The organism is Micromonospora lupini (assembly GCF_026342015.1).
In the GTDB taxonomy this organism is placed as follows: Bacteria; Actinomycetota; Actinomycetes; order Mycobacteriales; family Micromonosporaceae; genus Micromonospora; species Micromonospora lupini_B.
In genome coordinates, this window is sequence record NZ_JAPENL010000002.1 from 139,247 (window position 1) to 162,992 (window position 23,746).

The 23,746-nt window shown below is 70.5% G+C and carries 14 protein-coding genes and 1 pseudogene; 8 read left to right on the forward strand and 7 right to left on the reverse strand.

The features are described 5' to 3' along the window. Window positions 1–178: 178 nt before the first annotated feature. Window positions 179–1,669 (reverse strand): catalase, encoded by a 1,491-nt coding sequence (locus tag OOJ91_RS15440; RefSeq protein ID WP_266245651.1) that lies wholly within the window; start codon window positions 1,667–1,669, stop codon window positions 179–181. Window positions 1,670–1,898: 229 nt separating this feature from the next. Here OOJ91_RS15440 and OOJ91_RS15445 point away from each other — a divergent pair, with 229 nt between their 5' ends. The 5 genes from OOJ91_RS15445 to OOJ91_RS15465 all read left to right on the forward strand — a co-directional run bounded on the left by OOJ91_RS15445 (window position 1,899) and on the right by OOJ91_RS15465 (window position 6,416). Beyond that, entirely contained in the window at window positions 1,899–2,498 is a 600-nt protein-coding gene (locus tag OOJ91_RS15445; protein ID WP_266245653.1) for a hypothetical protein, read from the forward strand. Between the two features lie 11 nt (window positions 2,499–2,509). After that, window positions 2,510–3,712 carry a hypothetical protein gene (locus tag OOJ91_RS34595; protein WP_266245655.1) on the forward strand — a complete coding sequence of 401 codons (1,203 nt, stop codon included), beginning with the start codon at window positions 2,510–2,512 and terminating at the stop codon, window positions 3,710–3,712. Window positions 3,713–3,930: 218 nt separating this feature from the next. Further along, window positions 3,931–5,589: a sodium:solute symporter family protein gene (locus OOJ91_RS15455; protein WP_266245657.1), complete on the forward strand. Its 1,659-nt coding sequence runs from the start codon at window positions 3,931–3,933 to the stop codon at window positions 5,587–5,589. Window positions 5,590–5,603: 14 nt separating this feature from the next. After that, the gene (locus OOJ91_RS15460) at window positions 5,604–5,912 is read left to right on the forward strand and encodes a hypothetical protein (protein WP_266245659.1); all 309 of its coding nucleotides are present in this window, start codon (window positions 5,604–5,606) and stop codon (window positions 5,910–5,912) included. 117 nt (window positions 5,913–6,029) lie between these two features. Continuing rightward, window positions 6,030–6,416, forward strand: a complete 387-nt coding sequence (locus OOJ91_RS15465; protein ID WP_266245661.1) for a hypothetical protein — start codon at window positions 6,030–6,032, stop codon at window positions 6,414–6,416. A 191-nt stretch (window positions 6,417–6,607) separates the two neighbouring features. On the opposite strand, the gene OOJ91_RS15470 is transcribed toward OOJ91_RS15465, so the two are convergent. Continuing rightward, on the reverse strand, window positions 6,608–8,425 hold the full coding sequence (locus OOJ91_RS15470) for a glycoside hydrolase family 6 protein (RefSeq protein WP_266245662.1): 1,818 nt from the start codon (window positions 8,423–8,425) through the stop codon (window positions 6,608–6,610). Between the two features lie 591 nt (window positions 8,426–9,016). On the opposite strand from OOJ91_RS15470, the gene OOJ91_RS15475 reads away from it, so the two are divergent. Next, entirely contained in the window at window positions 9,017–10,474 is a 1,458-nt protein-coding gene (locus tag OOJ91_RS15475; RefSeq protein WP_266245663.1) for a hypothetical protein, read from the forward strand. A 1-nt stretch (window position 10,475) separates the two neighbouring features. Then, the gene (locus OOJ91_RS15480) at window positions 10,476–11,183 is read left to right on the forward strand and encodes a class F sortase (RefSeq protein WP_266245665.1); all 708 of its coding nucleotides are present in this window, start codon (window positions 10,476–10,478) and stop codon (window positions 11,181–11,183) included. A gap of 73 nt (window positions 11,184–11,256) precedes the next feature. On the opposite strand, the gene OOJ91_RS15485 is transcribed toward OOJ91_RS15480, so the two are convergent. Continuing rightward, window positions 11,257–16,338: an NAD-glutamate dehydrogenase gene (locus OOJ91_RS15485; protein WP_266245666.1), complete on the reverse strand. Its 5,082-nt coding sequence runs from the start codon at window positions 16,336–16,338 to the stop codon at window positions 11,257–11,259. 286 nt (window positions 16,339–16,624) lie between these two features. Between OOJ91_RS15485 and OOJ91_RS15490 the strand changes: the two genes are divergently transcribed. Beyond that, the gene (locus OOJ91_RS15490) at window positions 16,625–18,589 is read left to right on the forward strand and encodes a penicillin-binding transpeptidase domain-containing protein (RefSeq protein ID WP_266245669.1); all 1,965 of its coding nucleotides are present in this window, start codon (window positions 16,625–16,627) and stop codon (window positions 18,587–18,589) included. A 754-nt stretch (window positions 18,590–19,343) separates the two neighbouring features. Here the strand turns inward: OOJ91_RS15490 and OOJ91_RS15495 are convergent. The 4 genes and pseudogenes from OOJ91_RS15495 to OOJ91_RS15510 all read right to left on the reverse strand — a co-directional run. Next, a pseudogene (locus OOJ91_RS15495) lies at window positions 19,344–20,342 on the reverse strand (arginase family protein); the annotation flags it as partial. 74 nt (window positions 20,343–20,416) lie between these two features. Next, window positions 20,417–21,340 (reverse strand): tetratricopeptide repeat protein, encoded by a 924-nt coding sequence (locus OOJ91_RS15500; protein WP_266245670.1) that lies wholly within the window; start codon window positions 21,338–21,340, stop codon window positions 20,417–20,419. 161 nt (window positions 21,341–21,501) lie between these two features. After that, window positions 21,502–23,190: an acyl-CoA mutase large subunit family protein gene (locus tag OOJ91_RS15505; RefSeq protein ID WP_266245672.1), complete on the reverse strand. Its 1,689-nt coding sequence runs from the start codon at window positions 23,188–23,190 to the stop codon at window positions 21,502–21,504. 95 nt (window positions 23,191–23,285) lie between these two features. After that, a complete protein-coding gene (locus OOJ91_RS15510; RefSeq protein WP_266245674.1) occupies window positions 23,286–23,693 on the reverse strand; it encodes an Asp23/Gls24 family envelope stress response protein in 408 nt (135 codons plus the stop codon). Window positions 23,694–23,746: the final 53 nt, after the last annotated feature.

Consider the following 23,746-nt stretch of genomic DNA (forward strand, 5'->3'; position numbering starts at 1 on the left):
GGTCGCGCACCCGGCCGTCGGGCCGGGCACCGGCGCGGGCGCCTTGGGCAGGATACGTAATCGCGCCCGGTTGCACTACCGCCCGTCGCGTCGACATCGACGCTGCGAAATGCGCCTACGCCGGTACGACGAGCGCCCCACCGGTCCACCGACGGGGCGCTCGTGACACCGGTTCGGATCAGATGGTGTCGGCGATGCCGAGCCCCTCGGCGACGCGCCGGCCGTAGCTCGCGTCGCACTGGCTGAAGTGCCAGACCATCTTCTCCTGGATGTGCTTGTCACACTGGGCCAGCAGCGTGGTCAGGTTGTGCACCAGGTCGTCGCGCTCGGCGTCGGTCATCTCGCGGAAGCGGTGGCCGGCCTGCGCGTAGTTGTTCTGCCGCTCGATCGGGGCCTTCATGACGTGCCCGGAGACGAAGGGCCGGTACTCACGGTAGGACTCGTCGGCCTCCTGGAGCCCGGCGACGGAGGACGGCTCGAAGTTGATGTGCGGGTTGCCGCCGCGGTTGTCCACCCCGTACGACATCGCACCGCCGCCCTGGTTGGTGCTGACCTGGACGTCCTCGCGCGGCCTGTTCACCGGAAGTTGGAGGTAGTTCGGACCGACCCGGTAGCGCTGGGTGTCCGAGTAGGAGAACGTCCGCCCGACGAGCATCTTGTCGTCGGAGAAGTCGATCCCGTCGACGAGCACACCGGTGCCGAAGGCGATCTGCTCGTTCTCGTTGTGGTGGTCGCTGATGTTGCGGTTGAGCGTCATCATGCCGACCGGCAGGTAGGGGAACTGCTCCTCCGGCCAGATCTTGGTGTCGTCGAGCGGGTCGAAGTCCAGCTCGGGATGCTCGTCGTCGCTCATGATCTGCACGTTCAGCTCCCACTGCGGGTACTCGCCGCGCTCGATCGCCTCGTACAGGTCCCGGGAGGCGTGGCCCAGCTCGGTGGCCTGGATCGCGTCCGCCTCGGCCTGGGTCAGGTTCTGCTCGCCCTGCTGGGTCAACCAGTGGAACTTGACGAGCACGCCCTCGCCCTGGGCGTTCACCAGGCGGTAGGTGTTCACGCCCGACCCGCGCATCGTGCGGTAGTTGCGCGGGATGCCGTACGGGGAGAAGAGCCAGGTCAGCATGTGCATCGACTCGGGCGTGTCGGACATGAGGTCGAAGATGCGGTTCGGCTCCTGGCGGAAGGTCACCGGGTCGGGCTTCAGCGAGTGGATCACGTCGGGGAACTTGATCGCGTCGCGGATGAAGAAGACCTGGAGGTTGTTGCCCACCAGATCCCAGTTGCCGTCCCGGGTGCGGAACTTGACAGCGAAGCCGCGCGGGTCGCGGGCGGCCTCGGAGGAGTCCCGGCCGCCGATGACTGTGGAGAAGCGGATGGTGACAGGGGTCTTCAACCCCCTCGTCTGGAACAGCTTGGCTCGGGTGTACGTGGCGGCCGGCTCGTCGCCGATAGTCCCGTACGCCTCGAACTCACCGTGCGCGACGAAGCCGCGCGCGTGCACCACCCGCTCCGGGATGCGTTCCCGGTCGAAGTGACTGATCTTCTCCAGGAAGTGGTAGTTCTCCAGCGTGGCGGGCCCGCGCGAGCCGACCGTCCGCTGCTGCTGGTTGTTGTGCACGGGGTGACCCTGGCGGGTGGTGAGGGTCGGCCTGTCGGCCTGCGGGTCGCTCATCGGTCTCCTCCGGAGGCGTGGTGCGGCGTACCCGACCGGTCCCGGGTTGGCCGGGGCGGGTCGCTCGCGGGCGTACGGCGGGCACCACCCACCCAACCGCCTTATCTGGAATGAGTCAAGTTTTCGCCAGAATGTGGCGACACCCGACCGGGGTCGGCGAGGAAAGTGCCTCGGATCGGGATTGGCGATCAGTGCGCGGAGGGAATACCAGGGAACGAAGGAGGAGCCCATGTCGCCCACGCAGATAATCGTCATCGTGCTCGTCGTGCTGGTGATCGTCGCGGCGCTCGCCGTGGCCGTCCGGACGATCGGCCGTCGCCGCGCACTGCGCAGCCGGTTCGGGCCGGAGTACGACCGGGTGGTGCAGGAGCAGGACAGCCGGTCCGCCGCGGAGCGCGAGCTGCGCGACCGGGAACGCCGGCACGCCGAGCTCACGCTCACCCCGCTCAGCCCGGAGTCCCGGGCCCGTTACGCCACCGCCTGGGAAGAGCTCCAGATCCGCTTCATCGACTCGCCGGGCGAGACCGTGGGCGACGCGGACGAACTGGTCACCCGGCTCATCGAGGAGCAGGGCTACCCGACCGGGGACTTCTCCGACCAGATCGCCCACCTCTCCGTCGAGCACGCCCGCACGCTTACCAACTACCGGGACGCGCACGAGATCCACCTCCGCAACTCCCGGGGGGAGGCGAGCACCGAGGAGCTGCGCCAGGCGGTCGTCCACTACCGGTCCCTCTTCGCCGACCTGCTCGGTGAGGAGCCGGTCGGTCAGCGCACTCCCGAAAAGGGTTCCCACCCGGACACTCCGCACGACGCCACGAGCCGCTGAGGAGGCCACCGATGCGCCACGAAGAGCAGCAGGTGAGCAACGACCACCCGGAGGCCGTCCGGTCCGCGCCGGTGCCGGTGCCGCCGACCGGCGACCGGGCCGCCCACCCGGACGTACCCGAGGACGCCCTGGACGACCGGGGCACCTTCGACGACCCGACCACCGACCGCGACCTGACCACCGACGACGACCCGACCACCGACGACCCGACCACCGACCACGAGCGGGCCAACGGCACCGACCCGGGCGCCCTGCACGACCGGACCGACGACGACCGGCTCGCCGACGACGACCGGCTCGCCGACGACGACAGGCTCGCCGACGAACGGGCCGCCGACGAACGGGCCGACACCGAGTGGGCCGACGACCCACGGGCCGAGGACACCGAGCGCCGGAACCGGCCCGACGACGAGGGTGGCTTCCACGAGCCGGGGCCGCTGCCGACTGCCTTCGGCGCCACCACAGTTGCCGACGCGGTGGCGGCGTCCGCGCTGGCAAGCCCGTACCCGCAGGACCAGCCGGACCCGCGGGCCGAGCGGACCGCCCAACCGGGCGACGGCGCCGAGGACGGCGAGCGGGAGGGTCTGCGCGCCGACCCCACCGCCGAACTGCACCGCCGCGACGGTGTCCCGGAGACCGACCGGGACGCCACACCGGCGACCGACGAGGTCGCCGACCCGGACGTCGACGACAGGCACGCGGACGCCGACACGCGCACAGTCGTCGCCGCCGACAGCACGGACGGTGCGCCCGAGCGACGCGGCGACCTGACCGACTGGGCCGGCGATCCCGACGCGGCCGCCGCCGGCGCGGCCGGCTACGGCAGCGCGTCCCCGGACATGGTCGACCCGGACGCCGACGACGAAACGGTCACCACCGAGGCGGCCGGCACCTCCCTGGAGTCCGCCGGGACGTCGCGTCCCGCCGGTTCGACAGTCGCCGCCGAACCGGCCACGCTGCTCGACGGGGACACCGCACAGGGCTTCCGGGACCGCTGGCGGGACGTGCAGCTGCGTTTCGTCGATGACCCGCACGCCGCGGCCGGCGAGGCACAGGCCCTCGTGGAGGAGGCCATCCAGGCCCTCGCCTCCGCGCTGGCCGCGCAGAAAAACACGCTCGGCGGTTGGCAGGACGCCGGCTCGGCGGACACCGAGCAGTTGCGGATGGCTGTCCGCAACTACCGCGACTTCCTGGACCGCGTACTGGGTCGCTGAGCGACACGATCGAGGGGCGCCCCGGCAGGCCGGGGCGCCCCTTGGCGTCCTGGGGGAGGCTGCCGAGCGCCTCGACACCTGCCAGCGGTACAGCCTGGCCGAGTCACCCGCGAGGGCGCGAACCCACCGCAGCGGACGCGCAGGTGTGAAACCTCGCGTAGTGGGTAATACGGCGCGCGCATCAAACCGGTGCCAACGTCGGGACGAGGGGTGACGGGATGGACGGCGGCGGTCTGCGGCTCAATATGAACGGGCTGGACTACCTGATTCTTGCGCTGTACTTCGTCACGGTCCTCGGGGTGGGCTTCGCCGCCCGGCGGGCGATCCGGACCAGCGTCGACTTCTTCCTCTCCGGCCGCTCCCTGCCGGCCTGGGTGACAGGCCTCGCGTTCGTCTCCGCGAACCTGGGGGCCCTGGAGATCATCGGCATGGCGGCGAACGGCGCCCAGTACGGCGTCATGACTGTCCACTACTACTGGATCGGCGCGGTGCCGGCGATGGTCTTCCTGGGCATCGTGATGATGCCCTTCTACTACGGGTCCAAGGTCCGCAGCGTGCCCGAGTACCTGCGGCTGCGCTTCAACAGGCCGACCCACCTGCTGAACGCGCTCAGCTTCGCCGTCGCCCAGGTGCTGATCGCCGGCGTGAACCTCTACGCGCTGGCCCTGGTCATGCAGGCGCTGCTCGGCTGGCCGCTCTGGACCGCGATCGTGGTCGGCGCGGCGATCGTGCTGGCGTACATCACCATCGGTGGCCTGACCGGGGCGATCTACAACGAGGTGCTCCAGTTCTTCGTCATCCTGGCCGGCCTCATCCCGGTCACGGTGATCGGCCTGGTCAAGGTCGGCGGGGTGAGCGGGCTGATGGACGCGGTCCGCGACTCGAAGCTCGGCGAGGCGGGTCTGCACGCCTGGCAGGACACCGCCAGCACCGACAACCCGCTCGGCGCGCAGTGGATCGGCATCGTGTTCGGTCTCGGCTTCGTGCTCTCGTTCGGCTACTGGACGACGAACTTCGCCGAGGTGCAGCGGGCGCTGTCCGCGAAGAACATGAGCGCCGCCCGGCGTACGCCGATCATCGCCGCGTACCCGAAGCTGTTCATCCCCCTGGTCACGATCATTCCGGGCCTGGTGGCCCTGGTGACGGTGAAGGGGCTCGGCGCGGACAAGGGCGACCTTCAGTACAACAACGCGATCCCGCTGCTGATGCGCGACCTGCTGCCCAACGGCGTGCTCGGGGTGGCGGTCACCGGCCTGCTCGCCTCGTTCATGGCCGGCATGGCGGCCAACGTGAGTGGCTTCAACACCGTCTTCACCTACGACATCTGGCAGTCGTACGTCCGCCGTGGCCGGTCCGACGAGTACTACCTGCGGATCGGCCGGTGGGCGACTGTCGCGGCCGTGGTGATCGGCATCGGGACGGCGTTCATCGCGTCCGGCTTCAGCAACATCATGAACTACATCCAGGCGCTCTTCTCGCTCTTCAACGCGCCGCTGTTCGCCACGTTCATCATCGGCATGTTCTGGAAGCGGATGAGCGCCCTTGCCGGCTTCTGGTCGCTGCTGCTGGGCACGCTTGCCTCGCTGGCCACCTACCTGCTCTACAAGGGCGGCGTGATCGGCTTCAACTCCGACCTGGAGGAGAGCTTCTGGGGCGCCGGCATCGCGTTCGTCACCGTGGCCGTGGTCGCCGCGATCCTCACCCCGCTCACCGCGCCCAAGCGCGACGAGGAACTGCGCGGGCTGGTCTACGGGCTGGGCGGCGTCGACCTGAAGGGTGACGTGCTCGCCGGCGACGCCGTCTGGTACCGGTCCCCAGTACTGCTCGGCGTGATCGCGGTCGCGCTCGCCGCCCTCTTCTACATCCCGGTCTTCTAGAAAGGAGTCGGCAGATGAGCAACGACGGCCAGCCGGCGCAGGACCCGCTGATCGACGAGACGCAGGCGGAGGAGCGCCGCTCCGCCGCCGCCCGACTGTTCGACATCCGTCGGGTGATCGGTGGCCTCTTCGTGGTGTACGGGATCATCGTGACGTTGATCGGCATCTTCGACAGCCGGGCCGAGATCGACAAGGCCGAGGGCGTCCGGATCAACCTGTGGGCGGGTCTGGCGATGCTCGCCTTCGGGCTGCTCATGCTGCTCTGGCAGTGGGTGCGCCCGGCCGAGGCGCCGAAACCGAACGAGCAGCAGCCCGGCAGCTGACGCCAGGCCCGACCGCCGGCACCGTCCCCGTGGGCGGCGCCGGCGTCGCGCATGGGCGCGGACGCAGGGGGTACGCCACGGGGATCAGGCAACGTGTCGGACACAGGAGGCAGCACCATGACCGATCGCGACCGCCGACCGCCGCTGGAGGAGAGCCCGCAAACGGCCGCTGCGGTGGACGACGACAGCACCGTGCCGCAGTTGCGGAGCGGGGGCGGGCCCGACCGTGACACGCCGACCTTCACCGAGCCCCGCGGCCGGCCGGAGGACCTCGCTCCGGACACCGACGACCTGATCGGGGACCCCTACGGCGCCGGCACCGGCGCGACCGGGACGGGCACCGGCGCGGGCGGCGACAACATCCGCACGGGAGCGGAACAGCCCTGGGAGCCGGAGGACCTGGTGATGGCCCGCGGACAGGACCTCACCCCGGAGAACCTGGACAAGGCTCGCCGCGACCTGGCCGAGCAGGGCCGCGCGGCGATCGATCGCACCGTGCCCTGACCCGGCTGGCCGGCGGCGGCGCGATCAGCACCGGCAGCAGCCACAGCCCGATGGCGACAAGCGCCAAGCTGGCGGAAAAGGGGTGGGGTCCCCGGCCCGACCGAAACGGTCGGACCGGGGACCCCGGGGGAACCTGCCGCCGGCAGTGCCTCACCTACTGCCGGCGGCGGGTTGGCGCGTGAGCTACCCGCTCAGAGAGCCGGGTAGGCGTTGCGCATGAGCTCCTGGAACTGGGCGGAGAACCACGCACCGGAGATCGGCGCGTCCGGCAGCGCACCCGACGGGCTGTTGCCGTTGCGGGCGTTGCCGCCGTACGTCGGGTCGCACATCCGGTCGAAGCCCTTGCCCTCGTTGTTCGGGATCTCCTTGCTGGAGCCGTCCGACTCGCCCGGGGGCTTCACCCAGACGTACGCGTCGATGCCCGTCGCCGGGTTCGCCCGCGGCCGCTCGCCGAGACCGGCACCGGCCTGGTTGCACCAGTTGCCGGCGTGGTACCGGCGGTCGATCCGACCACCGTTGACGTACGTGTCCACGCTTGTGGTCGCGCCCGGGCCGGTGGGCCGGGCGGAGCCGCCCCAACCGTTGCGGGACGTGTCGATCAGCATGCCGATGTTGGAGTTGAAGCCGACCGAGATCAGCTTGGTACGGAACGCCTGGGCGAAGGACAGCTCATCGACGTAGAAGTTCCAGTCGATCCACTTGGACTGCCGCACCGTCTGGCCGTTCACGTTGTCGGTGACCTTGAAGTACGGCTCCGTGAGCGCCGAGTAGTTGGCGGTGTTGGTGATGAAGCCGTGCACGTTGTTGACAGTGCTGCCGGACGCGACAGCGGCGGTCTTCAGGATGTCGGCGGTCGGGCCGAAGTTCGAGTCCCAGCCGAGCCAGCCGTGGTGCCCGGCGTCGATGTAGTTGTAGACGTTGCCGATCGCGCCCAGCTTGGCCAGGGCGTAGCCGACACCGTTGACGTACGCGCCGTTGGCCTTGACCGTGTCGCACATGGCCGTGCCGCCGGGCTGACCCGAGGTGTTGGTCACGATGTTCGGCAGCGAGTCGATCTCGATGACGTTGATGATCCGGATGTTCCGGTACTTCGAGTCGGACTGGATCGCCGCGATCGGGTCGATGTACTCGGCCTTGTACCGGGGCAGCTCGTCCGGGCCCAGCTCACCGTTCGAGGAGAGCGCGGAGCAGTCGCGGCCGGGCAGGTTGTAGATCACGAACTGGATGTAGCCGGCACCCTGGCGCAGCGCCTCGTCCAGGTGCTCCCGCACCCCGAACGCGCCGTTCGAGCTGCTGTCCGGAGTGCCGTTGATGGCGGCGATCCGGTCCAGCCAGACGGCGGTGGGGTTGTTGGAGACCCGGCTGCCGCCCGTCTCGGCGTCCGCCTTGGCCTTCCACTCCGGGTTCACGTATCCGCGCACACCGGCGTACGGGTTGTCCACCTTGGTGCCCGGAGGAGGCGTGGTGGGCGGAGGCGTGGTGGGCGGAGGCGTGGTCGGCGGAGGCGTCGTCGGCGGAGGCGTGGTCGGCGGAGGCGTGGTCGGCGGCGCGCTGGTGGGCGGCGGGGTGGTGGGGTTACCGCCGCCGTTGCAGACCACGCCGTTCAGGGTGAACGAGGTCGGCTTCGGGTTGCTGCCGCTCCAGGCGCCGTTGAAGCCGATGGTTGTCGACGCGCCAGCGGCGAGGCTGCCGTTGTAGGACAGGCTGCGGGCGGTGACCTGGCTGCCGGACTGGCTGAACTCGGCCGACCAGCCCTGCTGCACCCGCTGGCTGGAGTTGGGGAAGGTCCAGCCAAGCGTCCAGCCGTTGACCGGGTCGCCGAGGTTCTTGATGGTGATGTTGGCGGTGAAGCCACCCTGCCAGTCGTTGGTCGTGTACGCGATGTCGCACTGCGTCGCGGCCTGCGCCGCGGTGACCGGGATCGTCACCAGCCCGCCGGCGACCAGGACGCCCGCCCCGGCGAGCGCCAGGGTCCGGCGTGGGCCGGACAGCCTTCTCCACACATTCATGCCACTGATCTCCTTGGGCGAGACCGGGCTCGCGTACGGCCCGGCGAGACGGCCCGGCGGGCGTCCTGCACGGACGGCCTCCGGCGCCACGGGATTTATTGGGGGGTGCCCGACCCGGACGGGCGGTGGTGGTGTTGGTGGTGATTGGCCGGCGTGCGGCCGACCGATCGGCGGCCGGTTGTCGTCCGGCGAACCGGATGCCCTCGACGCCCTGCCTGCGCGGTGTGGCTCCCCGAACCGCGTGCGCCGATTCTTGCATGGGAGCGCTTCCATGGCAATGGCTCGATGCGCGGCCCGCCCTCAACTCGGACGATACCCCCGAGCAGCGCGAGCGGCACCTGCCGCCCGTTACCGGATGACAACCGCTGGCCGAGCACTGCGGGTCGGCAACAGCGCGGGGCACGCGCAAGGTCGTGCGGGGTTCGAGACGGCACTGCGAGCCGAGAAAGCCGCGTAGCACCCCTTTGCCGCTTACCACCAGCAAAGGTTAAAACGCGAATCTTTCACTTCATTAGTCATGAAACGGTCTAACGTCGGTCGTAGCTCGGTTGTCGCCGGGCTCAGGACAACAGGGATGGAGTGACGCAGGTCATGGCTAAGAAGATGCTCGGGAAGGTCGTTGCGGGCGCCGCACTCGGCGGCGCGTCGCTCCTGGTGTTCGCGCCGGGGATCGCGTTCGCTGACGGGCACCACGGCGAGGACGGCAAGGTCTACGCCAAGCCGCACGTCGTGAAGGCCGGCGACGAGGTCAAGCTCCTCGAGATCTGCCCGGATCGGCAGGAGCACGCGTACGTGTGGTCCAAGGTCACCGGCAAGGTCAAGCTCGAGCCGGCGCGGGACGACCGGGGCGAGGACCGCGGCGAGTGGAGCGAGGAGGAGGACTCCTACGACCACGACGACAAGGGCAAGGACGAGCACGGCAAGGACGACGAGGGCAAGGACGACAAGGCCAAGGACGAGCACGGCAAGGACGACAAGGCCAAGGACGACAAGGCCAAGGACGACAAGGCCAAGGACGAGCACGGCAAGGACGACAAGGCCGACGAGCAGGGTAAGGGCCACGAGGGCAAGGACGAGAACGGCGACGACAAGTCCGACGACGCCCAGCCCGGCGGGCAGGGCGGCGGCGCTGCCGCCGACGCCTACGGCGACGAGGACAGCAAGGACTGGAAGGGCGAGGAGCACGGCCAGGACGCGGACGACAGCCACGAGCAGAAGGACTCGGAGTCCAAGGACGAGGACAGCAAGGGCTGGGAGTCCAAGGACGAAGACAGCAAGGGCTGGGAGTCCAAGGACGAAGACAGCAAGGGCTGGGAGTCCAAGGACGAAGACAGCAAGGGCTGGGAGTCCAAGGACGAAGACAGCAAGGGCTGGGAGTCCAAGGACGAAGACAGCAAGGGCTGGGAGTCCAAGGACGAAGACAGCAAGGGCTGGGAGTCCAAGGACGAAGACAGCAAGGGCTGGGAGTCCAAGGACGAAGACAGCAAGGGCTGGGAGTCCAAGGACGAAGACAGCAAGGGCTGGGAGTCCAAGGACGAAGACAGCAAGGGCTGGGAGTCCAAGGACGAAGACAGCAAGGGCTGGGAGTCCAAGGACGAAGACAGCAAGGGCTGGGAGTCCAAGGACGAAGACAGCAAGGGCTGGGAGTCCAAGGACGAAGACAGCAAGGGCTGGGAGTCCAAGGACGAAGACAGCAAGGGCTGGGAGTCCAAGGACGAAGACAGCAAGGGCTGGGAGTCCAAGGACGAAGACAGCAAGGGCTGGGAGTCCAAGGACGAGCACGGCTCGGACGACGAGCGCGAGTTCGTGTACTACGGCGACGCCAAGGTCGACAAGGACGCCAAGCCGGGTCGCTACGAGCTCAAGGGCTCGTGCGGCGAGGGCGAACTGGTAGTCCTGCCCCACGGTGGGGTCGACGGTGGTGACGGCGGCGTCAGCACCGGCACCGACCGTGGCCTGGCCACCGGTGGTGCGGGCCTGCTCGGCGCTGCCGCGCTGGGCGGGATCGTTCTGATGCGTCGTCGGCGGACCGATGGTTCGCTCGTCTGACGTGACGGCGACACGGGCCGGCGGCCGTCACGGGAGACCGTGGCGTGCCGCCGGCACGGCCGTCGTCGTCACCCTGGCCATGATCGGCGCCGGCATGATCGGCGCCTCGTTGCAGGACCGGCCCGCTGCCCGCCCTCCGCAACCGCTCGCCCAGGCCGGCCCCGAGGTCTCCGGGCCGACGGCCACCGGCAGCGACGCCACCGCGCCGGACGGCGGGGAGCACGCCGCGCCTGACGACGTTCCCGACGGGCTGAACCGGGCTGCCCCGACCACCATCGAGATCCCCCGCATCGGCGTCAACGCGACGATCATGTCGCTCGGCACCAACCCGGACGGCACCGTCCAGGTCCCCCCGTTGGAGCAGGCCGACCAGGCTGGCTGGTACGAGCCGGGCGCGAGCCCTGGTGAGACAGGTAACGCGGTAATCGTTGGGCACGTGGACTCGGCGAAGCTCGGCCCGGCCGTCTTCTTCGACCTCGGCTCGCTCGTGCCCGGTGACACGATCACTGTGCAGCGGGCGGACGGCCAGCCGGCGACGTTCCGGGTCGACTCGGTGAAGTCGTACCCGAAGACGTCCTTCCCCACCGACCTGGTCTACGGGCCGAACGACCGGCCCGGCCTGCGGGTGGTCACCTGCGGTGGCCAGTTCGACGAGGCCGCCAGGAGCTATCGGGACAACATCGTCGTCTTCGCCACCCTGGCGGCGTGACCCGGGCGTACACGAACGCGGGCCGGCCGGTCGGGGGTCACCCGATCGGCCGGCCCGCGCCCGGCGTAGCTGATCAGGCGGCGGCGGAGGTCCGCACCAGGGTGCGGATCTGGCGCAGCAGCACCGACAGGGCGGCGAGATCCGCCCGCGACTCGTCGAACTCCCCCATCGCCCGGCGGGCCCGGTGGATCGACGTGGCGTTCGACTGCTCCCACTGCTGCACCCGCTCGTGCGGCGGCTGATCATCCGGGGTGGAGTCGAGCACCTCCGCGGTGAGCGCGGCAAGCGCGGCGTACAGGTCGTAGCGCAGCGCCATCCGGGCGAGGGTCTGCCAGCGGTCCTCGCGCGGCAGCAGGGAGATCTTCGACAGCAGCGAGTCCACCCGGAACAGGTCGGAGAGCACGAAGTAGACCGAGGCCACCTCGCTGACGTCCCGTCCGCTGCGGGTCGCCGTCTCCACGACGTCAAGCAGGCCGAAGCTGTACATCAGCCGGGTCGCCCGCTCCGCCAGCTCGCGGGGCAGCCCACGGTCGGTCATCGAGTCGATGTGCGCCGCGATGCCCTGCCGCTCGCTGCCGTAGAAAAGCTCCTCCAGCCCCGGCAGCAGCCGGGCCACGCCGTCGCGCAGCCGCGCGATCTCGGTCGGCACGTCGATCGGCGAGCGCCGGTTGGTGACCAGCCAGCGCACCGCGCGGTCGAGCAGCCGTCGGGTGTCGAGGTAGACGCTCGTCTGCAGCTCCGGGGAGACCTTGTTGTCCAGCGCCTCCACCGCGTCCCACAGCTCACGCAGCCCGAACACCTCGCGGACCACCACGTACGCCCGGATCACGTCGGCGGCGCTGGCCGCGGTCTCCTCGACGACCCGGAAGACGAACGAGATGCCGCCCCGGTTGATCGCCTCGTTGACAAGCACGGTGGTCACGATGTCCCGGCGGAGCCGGTGCCGGCCCATCCGGTCGGCGAACCGCTCGCGCATCGGCGTCGGGAAGTACTTGACCAGGACCTCGGTCGTCCACTCCTCGTCGGCCAACCCCTCGGTGAGGATCTCCCGTTCCAGGACGATCTTCACGTACGCGAGCAGCACCGCGAACTCCGGCGCGGTCAGCCCGGACTCGCTGCGCACCGCCAGCTCCTCGTCCGGCGGCAGCGCCTCAAGCGACCGGTCCAACGCGCCGGACCGCTCCAGCTCGTTGATCATCCGTCGGTGCACGGGGAGCAGCGAGGAGGCCTGGGCCTGAGCGTTGTTGATGGCCCGAGCCTGGTCGTAGTTGTCCCGCAGCACCAGCTCGGCGACCTCGTCGGTCATCCCGGCCAGCAGCTCGTCCCGCTCGGCCGTGGTCAGCTCACCGTCAGCGACAGCAGTGTTCAGGAGGATCTTGATGTTCACCTCGTGGTCGGAGGTGTCCACCCCGGCCGCGTTGTCGATGAAGTCGGAGAAGATCCGTCCACCTGTCAACGCGTACTCGATGCGGCCGAGCTGGGTCCAGCCCAGGTTGCCGCCCTCGCCCGCCACCCGGCAGCGCAGGCTGCGCCCGTCCACCCGGATCGCGTCGTTGGACTTGTCGCCCACCTCGGCGTTGGTCTGGGTGGACGCCTTGACGTACGTGCCGATGCCGCCGTTCCAGAACAGATCCACCGGAGCGGTGACGATCGCCTTCATCAGCTCCTGCGGCGAGAGCTGGGTGACGTCGTCGTCGAGGCCGATCGCCGCCCGGACCTGCGGCGTGATCGGGATCGACTTCGCGGTACGCGGGAAGATGCCGCCCCCGGCCGAGATCAGCTCGGGGTTGTAGTCCTCCCACGACGAGCGGGGCAGGTCGAACAGGCGACGACGCTCCGCGTACGAGGTGGCCGCGTCCGGGTCGGGGTCGAGGAAGATGTGCCTGTGGTCGAACGCGGCCACCAGCCGGATGTGCTCGGAGAGCAGCATTCCGTTGCCGAACACGTCACCGGACATGTCGCCGACGCCGACGACCGTGAAGTCCTGGGCCTGGGTGTCCACGCCCAACTCGCGGAAGTGCCGCTTGACCGACTCCCACGCTCCTCGGGCGGTGATGCCCATCTTCTTGTGGTCGTAGCCGGCCGAACCGCCGGAGGCGAACGCGTCGCCCAGCCAGAAGGTGTGCGCCACGGAGATCTCGTTGGCGATGTCGGAGAACGTCGCAGTGCCCTTGTCCGCCGCCACCACCAGGTACGGGTCGTCGCCGTCGTGCCGGACCACGTCCTCGGGCGGCACGATCTGCCCGCTGACGATGTTGTCGGTGACGTCAAGCATCGCGCCGACGAACTCCTGGTAGCAGGCGACCGCCTCGTCCCGGTCGCCAGGCTTCTGCTTCAGCACGAAGCCGCCCTTGGCGCCCACCGGCACGATCACTGTGTTCTTCACCATCTGCGCCTTGACCAGGCCCAGCACCTCGGTGCGGAAGTCCTCCCGACGGTCCGACCAGCGCAACCCGCCCCGGGCCACCGGCCCGAACCGCAGGTGCACGCCCTCGAACCGGGGCGAGTAGACGAAGATCTCGAACTTCGGGCGCGGCGCCGGCAGGTCCGGGATGGCCTGCGGGTCGAGCTTGAACGCCACGTACGCCTTCGGCCGACCCCCGACCGGCTTCTGGTAGAAGCTGGTCCGAAGCGTCGCCTCGATCAACGTCAGGTACGAGCGCATGATCCGGTCCTGGTCGAGGCTCGCCACGTCGTCAAGCGCGCCCCGGATCGTCTCCACCAGCTCGCCGCTGCGCTGCTGCCGCTCCTCGGCGGTCAGCTCGCCAGGCGCGAACCTGGTCTCGAACAGCTCCACCAGCAGGCTGGCGAGCTTCGGGTACGCGATGAAGGTCTGCTCCATGTAGTCCTGCGAGAAGACCGTCCCGGCCTGCCGCAGGTACTTCGCGTACGCCCGCAGCACCACCACCTGCCGCCAGGTCAGCCCGGCGCGCAGCACCAGCTCGTTGAACCGGTCCACCTCGGCCTCGCCGCGCCACGCCGCCGCGAACGCGTTCTCCACGTGCGGGCGTACCTCGGACAGCTCGTGGTGCCCCTCGGGCAACATGAGGCCGAAGTCGTACAGGTAGACCCGACCGTCGATCCGGTCCACCTCGTACGGGTGCTCGTCGACCACACGGACGCCGAGCGAGTGCAGCACCGGCAGCACGGCGGAGAGCATCATCGGCTCGCCGTACCGGTAGACCTTGAACCGCACGTTCATCGTGTCGGCCAGGTCGGCACCGGGCACGCGGGTGCCCGGCCGGGGCGCGAGCTGCTTGCGGAACAGGTGCATCTCGAGCTGGCCGGGCTCCTCCAGCAGCTCCAGCTTGGCCAGGTCCTTCATCGCCTCGTACGGCGTGTGCCCGTCCTTGTAGCCCTCCGGGAACGCGTCGGCGTACCTGGCGAACAGGTGCTTGGCCTGCTCGTCACCGAGCTTGCGCTCCAGCACCAGCCGGTAGTCGTCGTCCCAGAGGCGGGTCGCGTCGGCCAACTCCTCGGCCAGCAGGTCCGCGTCGATGTCGCCGGGCGGCCGGGTCGGGTCGGTGCGGACGATGAAGTGGATCCGGGCGAGCATCGACTCGGTGACCCGGGTCGTGTAATCCACCCCGACGCCGTTCAGCTCACGCAGCAGGATGTCCTGCATACGGAGCCGGTTCTGGGTGGTGAACCGGTCCCGCGGAAGGTAGATCAGGCAGGAGATGAACCGCCCGTACGCGTCGCGGCGCAGGAACACCCGCAGCTGCCGGCGGCCCGCCATCCGCAGCACGCCGATCACCGCGTGGTACAGGTCGTCGGTCTTGATCTGGAACAGCTCGTCGCGCGGGTAGGTCTCCAGGATCTGGAGCAGATCCTTGCCGGAGTGGCTGCGCCGGCTCAGGCCGGAGCGGTCGAGCACCTCCGCGACCTTGCGGCGCACCACCGGCAGCTCCCGGACGCTTGTCCGGTACGCAGCGGTGGAGAACAGACCCAGGAAGCGGCGCTCCCCGATGACCTCGCCGGCCTCGTTGAAGATCTTGAAGCCGATGTAGTCCAGGTACGCCGACCGGTGCACGGTGGCCCGCGAGTTGGCCTTGGTGATGATGAGCAGGCGCTTCTCCAGCACCTTCTCGTGCGCCTCGTGCGTCATCGACGACAGCGACCGGGCCTCCGGCGAGTCCGAGCGCAGGATGCCCAGGCCGGTGCCGAGAACGGCCTCCAGCGCCTTGCCGTCGACCGGGTCGGAGGGGTTCCCGTCCGGGGCGTCGACCAGGCGGTACTCACGGTAGCCGAGGAACGTGAAGTGGTCGTGCGCCAGCCAGCGCAGCAGCTCCACCGAGTCGGTGATGTCCTTCTCCGGCACCGGCGGACGGTTCTCCGAGGTGCGCGCCGAGGCCAGCTCGTCGGCGAGCGCGAGCGCGCGCTGACGCATCTTCGGCCAGTCCTCCACGGCCTCCCGTACGTCGGTGAGCACCCGTTGCAGCTCGCGGCGCAGCCGGTCGCGCTCGGCGGCGTCCCGGACCGGGTCGATCTCGATCCGCATCCAGCTCTCGATGATGTCGCCGGCGATCGCGTCGTCCGGCTCCACGTCCGCCGAGACCTCGCTGAGGCGGCCAAGCGGCTCGCGCCGGACCACCACCAGCGGGTGCACGAGCAGGTGCACGTCCAGGTGGTACGAGTTGAGCAGCGCGGTCACCGAGTCGACCAGGAACGGCATGTCGTCGGTGACGATCTCCACGACTGTGTGGTGCTGATCGGCGTGCGGCTCGTGGATGCGCAGCTTCAACTCGCCGGGCACCCGTTGCTGGGCCAGGTCCCGGTGCGCCCGGGCCGCGTCGAGCATCTCCTCAGCCGTGAAGCCGACCAGCTCCTCGTCCGGGGCGAACCGCCAGAAGCGACCGACAAGGGTCGCCGCATCGTGGTCGTCCCCGGCGAGAGCGACAGCCTGGGCCACCAGGCGCTCCGCGTTGGGGACCGGTTCGTCGAGCTCGGCGTCCTCCACGTCGTCGGCCAACGCCTCGGTCGGAAGTCCCAGATCGTAGATGGTGTCGATGCTCGACCCGGTCAGCCCTGTGACGCCCGTGTCGAGCCGGCCGTAGCCGTCCCCGTCGGTCGCCGAATCGAAGCTGTCCTCGTCCCGGCCGGAGTCATCCTGCCGGAGGTCGGGTTCCGGTTTGATCGCCGGACGCCGGTCCATCGGTGCCACTCCCCTCGACCCACCGCGTTGTGGGTCACTCTGCCGCCCAGCGTAAGCCTGTCGTTTCCCGCCTTCGTCGGCGGACCACTGGCCGGACGTCCGGATCGGGACTTTGTCCTTTCACCCGTTGCGGGTCCGAGGTTGGCCGGTTGCGGGATACCCCGCCCCGCGATGTTCATCACACCGGCCCGGCCCGTCTTTCCGCACGTCGAGCCCCGCACGGGACGCTGGGGACACCCTTCGCGTACTACCGTGCAGAGCAGCCCGAGACCGGAAGGACCGCTTCATGACCTTGTCCTACCCCCGGCCCCACCGGCCGAACCGCTCCCGGCGGGTCGCCGCGCTCACTGCGACCCTGCTCACCGCCGGCGTCCTGGCGGCGTGCTCCGCTGACGACGGGCCGGAGCGCAGCGTCGACGCCTTCCTCGCCGGCTGGCGCAGCGGCGACCTGCAGGCGGTCGCGATCGTCGACACGACAGGCGCCAAGGTGCCGGCGGCCGAGGTGACCAAGGAGATCAAGGAGCTGTCCGGCGAGTTGGCGGCCACCCCGCCCACCCTGACCCGGCAGGGCGAGCCGAAGGTCACCAAGAACATCGCGACCACGACCGTCCGCATCGACTGGCCCCTGCCCGGCCAGGCCCACTGGACGTACGACCGGGAGCTGCGGCTCGTCCAGGGCGACGACGACCAGTGGCAGGTGATGTGGGAGCCCCGGGTGATCCACGAGCAGCTCACCAAGGGCGACCGGCTGGGGCTGCGTCGCGACACCGGCACCCGCGCCGGCGTGCTTGACGCGGCCGGCCAGCCGATCGTGTCGCCCCGCCCGGTGGTGCGGGTGGGCGTGCAGCCCAACCAGGTCACCGACATCAAGAAGCTGGTCAAGGATCTCGACGGGGCCTTCAAGGCGATCCGACCGGCCCTGGTTCCCGCCGTCGACCTGTCCGACCTGCCCAAGCGGGTGGCCGAGGCCGACCCGGCCGCGCTCGTCGAGGTGGTGACCCTGCGCGACGACGCGTACCGCCAGATCAAGCCCCGGATCTACGACCTGCCCGGCACCAAGTTCGCCTCCGACAAGCTCGACCTGGCGCCGACCCGGGAGTTCGCCCGCGCGCTGCTCGGCTCGGTCGACCCGGCGCAGGCCGACGACCTCGCCGCCCACCCGGACCGGTACGTCACCGGCGACCTGGTCGGGCACGGCGGGTTGCAGGGCCGCTACGACGAGCGGTTGCGCGGCGCCCCCGGCCTGACGGTAGTGGTCGAGCGGCCCGACGAGGGCGGCAAGCTGGCGCCCACCGGCGCCGAGCTGTTCCACCAGGAGCCGAAGCCCGGCCAGGCCCTGAAGACCACCCTGGACGTGGCAACCCAGAACGCTGCCGACGGTGCGCTGCGCGCCGAGTCGCGCCGAGCCGCGCTTGTCGCGGTACGCGTCAAGGACGGCGCGGTCCTCGCCGCCGCCAACGGTCCCGGGCCGGCCGGCGAGAACCTGGCCTTCGACGCCCAGGTGCCGCCGGGGTCCACGTTCAAGATGGTCAGCGCGCTGGGTCTGCTGGACCGCGGCGCGGTCACCCTGGACGGGCCGGTGGAGTGCAAGAAGACCTTCACAGTCGATGGCCGCTCCTTCAAGAACTCGGACAACTTCGAGCTGGGCTCGGTGCCGTTCCGCACCGACTTCGCCAAGTCCTGCAACACGGCCTTCGCCTCGCTGGCCCCGAAGCTCGGCGGTGACGGGCTGGCCGCCGCCGGCCGCTCGCTGGGCCTGGAGGGGCAGTGGGATCTCGGCACGGACGCCTTCACCGGCAAGGTGTCGACCGGTGGCAGCCCCGCCGAGCAGGCCGCCGCGTCGTTCGGCCAGGGCACCACGCTTGTCAGCCCGCTGGCCATGGCCGGCGCCACCGCGGCCGTAGCCCGCGGTGCCTTCATCCAGCCGAAGCTGCTTGTCGACCCGGCGCCGGCCAAGCCGGCCGCGACCGACGGACCGCTCAAGCCGCAGTCGATCGAGGCGCTGCGCACGATGATGCGCGAGGTGGTCACCGCCGGCACCGGCAGCGCGCTCAAGGACGTTCCGGGCGGCGAGGTGTACGGCAAGACCGGCACCGCCGAGTACGACGACAATCCGGCCCACACGCACGCCTGGTTCGTGGGCTGGCAGGGTGACGTCGCGTTCGCCGTGTTCGTGGAGAAGGGCGGGGCCAGCACGGCCTCGGCCGTTCCGATCGCCGAGCGCTTCCTCCGCGCCCTACCCACCCCGTGACCGGCTGAGAGCGGCGCGGCCTCGACGACGACCGCGCAGGTGGTGATCGACTCCAGCTCGCCGATGTGGCGGTGTCCCCGCGCTTGGACACCGCCACATCGGCGAAACGGAGTCGATCAATACGTTCGGGTCAGGCGGTGTCGGCGTTGTCGTGGTCTGGGACGTCCTGGGCCGGCGGGGCGGCTCGGCGGAGCAGGCCCGGGCCCGCCGACGCCGGCGGGCCGACCGGCTCCCGCTCAACCGGGGCCGAGATGAGGGCCGCGATACCCGATGCGATGCCGGCCCGCTCCGAGTGGACCGGGCCGCGAACATCGGGCGGCTCCGGCTGGGCCGCGATGCCGTGGGACACCGAGCCCAACCCACGCACCCCAGCGGACCCGACGTCAGCGGACCCGACGTCAGCGGACCCGACGTCAGCGGACCGGGCACCGGAGGACACGGCGCCGGATCGGTCGGCACCGGCGAAGTCGGCGTCGGCGGGATCGGCGTCGGCGGGATCGGCGGCAGCAGTCTCCACGGCGGAGGACGCGGCATCACCAGGAGAACCGGCACCGACGAACGAGTCACGCAAGGTGGCAGCCGACGAGTCGCGCACGCCGGCACCGGCACGATCCGACCGGTCGAGGCGGTCGGACCGGTCGAGCAGCTCCGACCGGTCGAGCAACTCGGACCGGTCGAGCAACTCCGACCGGTCGAGCAACTCCGACCGGTCGAGCAACTCGGACCGGTCGAGCAACTCGGACCGGTCGAGATGCTCCGAGGCGGTCGACGGCCGGCCGTTGCCGCGTCGCGGGGAGGGCGTGGGTCGGGGCGACAGCAGTCGGGGCGGCACCGCCTCCGGGGCGGTGACCGGGGCCAGACCGGCGACCACGGTGTTGACGATCTCGGCGGCGTACGAGCCGTCCGGGTCGTAGTCGGGGTCGAAGACGGTCAGCTCGACGCCCAGGCAGTGTGGGGTGTCGACCAGGCCGGCGAGCAGGATCTCCAGCTCGGCGAAGGCGATTCCACCCGGGTCGGGGGCGTCCACGGCCGGCATCACCGCCGGGTCGAGCACGTCGACGTCGATGTGCACCCAGTAGCCCGCGCAGTCGGCGAGCTGCTCGTGCGCCCACTGGGCCGTCCGGGCGGCGCCCTCGGCGCGCAGCGCCGGCACCGGTCGGGTGGTGATCCCGGCGGCCTGGAGGTCGAGCCGGTACTCGTCCTGGGCGCGGATGCCGAGCACCACCACGTCGATGTCGCGGAAGTAGGGCCGGCGACCCTCCAGCGCGGCCAGGTCGGCCTGCCCGCGCCCGGTGACGAGGGCGAGGTCCTCCCCGGCGGCCGCGCCGACGTAGGAGGCGTTGCCGGGGTGCCGGAAGTCGGAGTGCCCGTCGACGAAGACCAGCCCGATCCGCCCGCCGACCGCCTCACCGAGGCGGTGCATGGCCAGCGCGGAGCCGAGCAGCACTGAGCAGTCGCCGCCCAGCACCACCGGGAACTCGCCCCGGTCGATGATCGAGCCGATCCGCTCGGCGAGGGCGAGGGAGTAGTCGGCGATCTCCCGGGCGTGGCACACGCCGTCGCCGGGCCGCCAGTCGCCGGGGTCGTACCGCGGTGGGGTGACGCAGCCGGCGTCGCGGGCCCGCAGCCGGGCCAGCAGGTCGTGGTCACGCAACGCGCCGGGCGCCTTCGCGCAGCCCGGCACGGAGGTGGACGTGGGGGGTCGCAGGCCAAGATTTGTCGGCGCGTCGAGGACGGCGATCCGGCGCATCATGAGCTCCCGTCCTCGGTGGTCGGGCGGGCCGGCGAAACGCCGGCCCGCGCTGGCGTGCTACGAAGTCATTGAACTCAGAAGAGGGCGCTGGCCAGGGCCCGCCGGGCCGAGGCGACCGCCGGGTCGTCCGGGCCGGCGATGGAGAACAGCGACACCAGGTGCTGGCGAACCTCCTCGCGGTCCTCACCGGCGGTGCGCCGGACCAGGCCGACGAGCCGGGCGTACGCCTGCTCGGCCAGGCCGCTGAGCACCTCGATGTCGGCGGCCAGCAGTTGGGCCGCGACGTCGTCGGGGGCACTCTCGGCGGCGGCCAGCGCGGTGGCCGGGTCGGCGCCCGCCACCCGGCGGGCCACGCCGACCTGGGCCAGGCCCGCGGTGGCCGCGGCGTCCGCCGGGGCGTCGGCAAGGATCTTGCGGTACGCCTGCTCGGCGGCGTCCAGGTCGCCGCTCATGAGCGCGTCGTCCGCCTCGTCGAGGCGGGGGTCCTCCGGTTCGGCGACGGCCACGCCGCCGGCCTTGAGCACGGCCTGGATCCACTGGCGGAGCTGCGCCTCGGGCACCACACCGGAGAAGGCGTCGATCGGCTGTCCGCCGACGACCGCGTAGACCATGGGGATGCCCTGGACCCGGAACATCTGGGCGATCCGGGGGTTTTCCTGCACGTCGACCCGGGCGAGGACCCAGGTGCCACCGCTCTCGGCGGCCAGCCGCTCCAGCACCGGGGCGAACTCGTCGCTCTCCGGGAAGCCGGCCGCGCCGAAGAAGACGATGACGGGCATGGCCATCGACCGTTCGAGCACATCGGCCTGGATGGTCGCCTCGGTGACGTCGACGATTGCGGCGTTGCCGCCGGCGGTCTGCGCGCCGGGCACGCCTGCGGACGGGCCGCCCTGCGGGGGTGTGCCGGAGCGGGAACTGGCTGGTGCGGGGCCGCGCAGCGTGCTGAGGTCGACCGCGCCGCGGGTGAAGATCGACGAGGTGATCCGTGGGTCGCTCATGGTTACCTAGTCTCGCACGCGAGCCCGGATTCCCGGCTCACCCACAACTCCGACGTTGCAACTCTCACGCCCCACCCCCACCCCCGCGATCGTGCACTTTCTGTCACCGGAACGCGGCATTGACCCGGTTCACCCGGACAGGAAGTGCACGATCGACGGGGTCAGAAGCGGGCGGGTTCGCGGTAGGTGCCCCACTCGGCCCGGAGGGCGTCGCAGATCTCGCCCAGAGTCGCCTCGGCGCGGACCGCGTCGAGCATGGCGGGGATCATGTTCTCGTCGGTACGGCTGGCGTCGACCATCCGGGCCACCGCAGCCTGGACCGCCAACTCGTCCCGGGCGCCCTTGCGCTCGGCGAGCACCCGCCGCTGCTCCAGCTCCACCTCGTGCGAGATGCGCAGGATCTCCAGTTCCTTGGCGACGGTGCCGGTGTGGCAGTTGACGCCGACGATCTTCTTGTCACCCTTTTCGAGGGCCTGCTGGTAGACGAACGCCGACTCGGCGATGTGCCCGGTGAACCAGCCGTCCTCGATGCCGCGCAGGATGCCCGAGGTCATCGGGCCGATCTGGTGCGGCCCGTCCCCGCCGAGTTGCCGGATCCGGGCGAAGATCTCCTCCGCCTCGGCTTCGATCTTGTCGGTGAGCGCCTCGACGTACCAGGAGCCACCGAGCGGGTCGGCCACGTTCACCACGCCGGTCTCCTCCATCAGCACCTGCTGGGTGCGCAGGGCGATCTCGGCGGACTCGTCGGTGGGCAGCGCCAGGGTCTCGTCCAGCGCGTTCGTGTGCAGCGAGTTGGTGCCGCCCAGCACCGCCGCGAGAGCCTCGACTGCGGTGCGTACGACGTTGTTGACCGGCTGCTGCGCGGTCAGCGACACCCCTGCGGTCTGCGTGTGGAACCGCAGCCAGAGGGCCTTTTCGCTTGTCACGCCGTAGACGTCGCGCAGCCAGCGGGCCCAGATCCGGCGAGCGGCGCGGAACTTGGCGATCTCCTCGAAGAAGTCGAGGTGCGAGTCGAAGAAGAAGCTCAGCCCCGGCGCGAAGACGTTGACGTCGAGCCCGCGCGAGAGGCCCAGCTCCACGTAGCCGAAGCCGTCGGCCAGGGTGTACGCCAGCTCCTGCGCGGCTGTCGAGCCGGCCTCGCGGATGTGGTAGCCGGAGACCGACAGCGGCTTGTAGCGCGGGATCTCGGCCGCGCAGTACTCCATCAGGTCGCCGATCAGGCGCAGGTGCGGCTCCGGGTCGAAGAGCCACTCCTTCTGCGCGATGTACTCCTTGAAGATGTCGGTCTGCAGGGTGCCGTCCAGCTTCGACAGGTCGGCGCCCTGCCGCTCGGCGGCGACCAGATACATGCAGAACACCGGCACGGCCGGACCGGAGATGGTCATCGAGGTGGTGACGTCGGCCAGGTCGATGCCGTCGAAGAGCGCCTGCATGTCGGTGGCGGTGTCGATGGCGACGCCGCAGTGGCCGACCTCGCCGAGCGCCTGCGGGTCGTCGGAGTCGCGGCCCATCAGGGTCGGCATGTCGAACGCGACGGAGAGACCGCCGCCGCCGGCGCCGAGGATCATCTTGTAGCGCTCGTTCGTCTGCTGGGCGTTGCCGAAGCCGGCGAACTGCCGGATCGTCCAGGTTCGCCCGCGATAGCCGGTCGGATGAAGACCCCTGGTGTACGGGTACTCGCCCGGCCAGCCGATCCGTTCGAAGCCCGGGTACGCGCTGCCCTCCGGTGGCCCGTACACCGGCTCCACGGGCATTCCGGAGAGCGTGGTGAAGTCGGCGTCCCGCTTGCGCGCGGAGTCGTACCGGGCCTGCCAGCGTGCCCGTCCGGCGTCGATCTCGTCGGCGTCCATGCGCAGGGCTCCTCCTCGGTTCCTCGACTGCACGTCGAGTGTAGAGCCCTCGCCTGAACGATCGCTAAGTAAGAGCGTACCGACGGGTAACCAGGTCAGACGGTGGCAGCGGGGCCGCCGATCGCCACGTCGTCGACCCGGATGTTCACCTCGTCGACCCGCAGCCCGTACGCCTCGACCGCCTCGGTGACCCGGGCCCGCACCTGCCCGGTGATCTCCGGCACCGGCTGACCGGCCTCGATCACCAGCACCAGGTTGACCACCGCGGCGTCCCCTGTCACGTGCGCCGAGCAGCCCCTCCGGGCGTCGCCCACCTGGTCCAACCCGACCCGGTCGAGGACGGAGTTGAAGAACCGGGCGACGTCTCCGCCCAACTCGGCGACCCCGGGCACCGCGCGGGCCGCCGCGACGGCGATCTTCTCGATCACCTCGTCGGAGACCTGCGTCGTGCCCCCGGCCGGCACCGACGCCGCCGTCATCTCCTGCGTCGCCTCGTGATCCATGCCCGCTCCCCTGCTCCTCGCACCGGCCCCACCGCCGTGGGGCGGTGCGAGCC